Origin of the sequence: Acinetobacter seifertii, assembly GCF_000368065.1 — a bacterium.
In the GTDB taxonomy this organism is placed as follows: domain Bacteria; phylum Pseudomonadota; class Gammaproteobacteria; order Pseudomonadales; family Moraxellaceae; genus Acinetobacter; species Acinetobacter seifertii.
In genome coordinates this window covers 1-3,003 of record NZ_KB851197.1, presented here as the reverse complement: position 1 = coordinate 3,003, position 3,003 = coordinate 1, and the positions used below count along the sequence as shown (strand labels likewise).

Genomic DNA, 3,003 nt, shown 5'->3' with positions numbered 1-3,003 from the left:
ACAAAGAAAGTTAAATCCTGTGCTTGACTCTTGTGGTTAAAAACAGGACATTTTAAATGGTTTATCGCATAGACATTTTAATTGGTGAATAACATAAAAATGGGAGCTAAGCTCCCATTTTTTTAAGTAATTTTTTCAAATAAGGCTTGGATGAGCATCTAAAATTCGAATTAATGTAGCTGCTGGTCCAGTTGGATAGCGTCGACCTTGTTCCCAATTTTGCAGGGTACGAGGACTAATATGCAGACGTGCAGCAAACTCATTTTGGCTCAAGCCTGTTTTTTCACGTACTTCTTTAATATCTGGTAGTTCGAGTTCTGTAACTCGACTTGCTTTAACTTCTTTACGTTTGATAGCTCCAGCTTCTTTGATTGAAGCAACCAAGTCATCAAATAAGTTGTTATCCATGAAATTGCTCCTTCACGAGTTGGCGCAGAATGGCTGTTTCCTTATCTGTTAAATTATCTTTCACTGATTTTGGATAAGCCAATAAGAAAAATATCTGATCATCCTCGGTGACCCAATAATAAATCACCCGAATACCACCACTTTTTCCTTTGTTACCTTGAGCACAACGTACTTTGCGAATACCACCGCCATTCTTGATTAGATCACCTCTATCAGGCTGTACCAAAAGATCTTCCTGAAGTTGACGATATTCCTCATCAGATACAAGGTCTTTAATTTGCTTGGTAAAGATGCTGGTTTCAATAAATAACATGGACTCTTTATACGTCAATGGCGTACTTGTATTTTAGCAGTTTCCATAACAAAAAACGAGAGTTGTCCGCTCTCGTTCCAAATAACGCCCATCATGCTAAATAAAAGGATATTCAGAAAAATATAGATGTAAAATTATGACCAAGAAAAGTTATTTGAGTTGTTATATGAGCGTTACTGTTACTCAGCAAAAGGATATTGATAAGGTTTTGAAGAAATACCCTGATTGCTGTTCAATCTGTAAAGATCATTTTGATGATGAAGATTTGACATATACAGTTTTTGGATATGACAAAAATCAACGTATGCAAGTCGTTTCAGGTTGTTGTATTGATGCTATATCCGACATAGTTCTTCTAGGCTTATGTGGTTGTTATGACCCAAATGACATACAGAATTTAATGAAAGAGCATCCTCTAGTAGATTAATTCTTTAAGGTGAGGTTGAAGATTTTCTAAAATTAACATAATACACCTTATCCGAAATGCGTTATAATTATCTATAGAAATCAATGCTGTAGTTTCTAGTTTATAGCCCATCTTCCCCAAGGTGGGTTTTTTTTATGATTTTTCACGTTCCACGCTTATTTATTGAGCAATGTTCCACGGTTTTATTTAGCCTAAGTTAACCATATGGAAGAAAAAAACGACTCCAGAAGCCACGCTTTTTAGGCTCTGGTTCAACATGCTCTGGAACAGGAATGCGCTTATTCTCTGGAGTAGTCAATCCGTCATGTTTAGGAGCATCAATATTAGGTTCTGGCTGTACTTGAGCTACATTCGCTTGCGACTGTTCTTGATCGGTAAACGTAGTCATATTGGCTTTTGGTGCTTCTAGTAAGCGCTGCATGGCCTCGATCTGATCTTGATAAAACGATTCACGTTCTAGTGATTGATTTTCTCTAAACAGTGCTTGATTTAACTGTTTTTCCAGTATGTCAACTTGACGTTTTAATAGGTCAACTTCTGTCAAGTTTTGACTGTTAATTGATTGACTTTGATTGACATTAGTATCTTTCTTTTGTGGTTCCCCAAAAACTCTTATGGCTTCTGCGAAGTCAATTAATCCATCAGATCCTTTAGATAAATTTCCTTTGTTTATATGCGCATATATGGCTTGTCGTGAATATCCGTAAAGCTTAGCCAACTCTGAAACTGACAGTTTTTTCATTATGTAAACTAGTTTTCAATTTGTGTTAATACTTGACTGTCAACTTTACAATGTCAATTGACATCATTTATTGAAAGCCAACTTTTCGAAGTAATGGAGTAAGTTCTTTTAATTTCTCCGGCTGTTTTAGCATATCTGCAATCCGTACAGCAAATTGTTCATAGGTTTCGGTGCCTTGTGAAAGTTTTCCCATTTCTGGAAGCTCTGACAATTTACTCGCAAATGAATAGCGTTGTGCATCTGTTAAAGTGATCGTTATATCTTCGCTTACACCTATACTTTTAGCTGACTTCGTTACTGATTTTTTTTGTTTAAAGCTAAATGAAAAACCTGTAATTGATCTACCAGTCTTATGCTGTTCAACTTTAACAGTAATGTCGGTATGTTCATTTACTTGCTTTAATGCAATGTCTAAGACATATTTTTTAAAGTCATACATTCGTTTGTATTCAGTATCGAGTACACCTATTTTTTGTCTGAAATCAGACAAAGTTATAAGAGGCGTTTTTCCTGTACTACGCCATGCAATCAATATCTCATATAACCGAACGGCATAAGCACTTGTTAAATTGCTTATTTGTTGTATTTCATACTTTGTAAATTGTTCTTCTAGTCTTGTAATTAAAGGCACGATAGCGGGAGCAAAAATAAGTCTAACAACCGCTTCATTATCAATATAAGCGACTTCACTCACCCATCTTGACTTGTGATTAATAATGTTGCCTTTTTCACTAAGACTTTGATAACTGAATTGTCTTGCAAATAGATCATCACAAGCATCTTTTAATGCCTGATAAGCCGTGTTTCGGTGTACACCAAATTGATTGATGTAGCTTTCAGCATGAACTGTTAATGGATCATTAGCATTTATTCCCTTACCCGATTCCCTTGCTTCAACAATAGCTAGAAGAATTAACCGTTGCTCGACTAGATCAAGGTTATAACTGGCATTAATTAATGCATTATCTTTAACTATTAGTTCTGTTTTCATATGAAAAGGTTATATTTTTAATTCAATAAGACGAGGCTATATCATAAACTCGCTTAATGCAAGGTAAACCTCGTTTTAATGCAAGGTAAACCTCGTTTTAATGCAAGGTAAACCTCGTTTTA

General features: G+C 35.3%; 5 protein-coding genes. 1 reads left to right on the top strand and 4 read right to left on the bottom strand.

What is annotated here, in order from left to right:
• Positions 1–135: 135 nt before the first annotated feature.
• Together nadS and F985_RS04950 are read right to left on the bottom strand one after the other, a co-directional pair.
• Positions 136–408 (bottom strand): NadS family protein, encoded by a 273-nt coding sequence (gene nadS, locus F985_RS04955; protein ID WP_000369781.1) that lies wholly within the window; start codon positions 406–408, stop codon positions 136–138.
• Complete coding sequence (locus F985_RS04950) at positions 401–721, bottom strand: type II toxin-antitoxin system RelE/ParE family toxin (RefSeq protein WP_004698338.1); 321 nt, start codon at positions 719–721, stop codon at positions 401–403. Before F985_RS04950 ends, nadS begins: the two co-directional genes overlap by 8 nt.
• Positions 722–887: 166 nt before the next feature.
• Between F985_RS04950 and F985_RS04945 the strand changes: the two genes are divergently transcribed.
• Positions 888–1,148: a hypothetical protein gene (locus F985_RS04945; protein ID WP_004698336.1), complete on the top strand. Its 261-nt coding sequence runs from the start codon at positions 888–890 to the stop codon at positions 1,146–1,148.
• A 196-nt stretch (positions 1,149–1,344) separates the two neighbouring features.
• Here the strand turns inward: F985_RS04945 and F985_RS04940 are convergent, their stop codons facing one another.
• Both F985_RS04940 and repM read right to left on the bottom strand, forming a co-directional pair.
• Positions 1,345–1,890, bottom strand: a complete 546-nt coding sequence (locus tag F985_RS04940; RefSeq protein ID WP_000736774.1) for a plasmid replication DNA-binding protein — start codon at positions 1,888–1,890, stop codon at positions 1,345–1,347.
• Positions 1,891–1,957: 67 nt separating this feature from the next.
• Positions 1,958–2,881 carry a replication initiation protein RepM gene (gene repM, locus F985_RS04935; protein ID WP_004698334.1) on the bottom strand — a complete coding sequence of 308 codons (924 nt, stop codon included), beginning with the start codon at positions 2,879–2,881 and terminating at the stop codon, positions 1,958–1,960.
• Between the last annotated feature and the right edge of the window lie 122 nt (positions 2,882–3,003).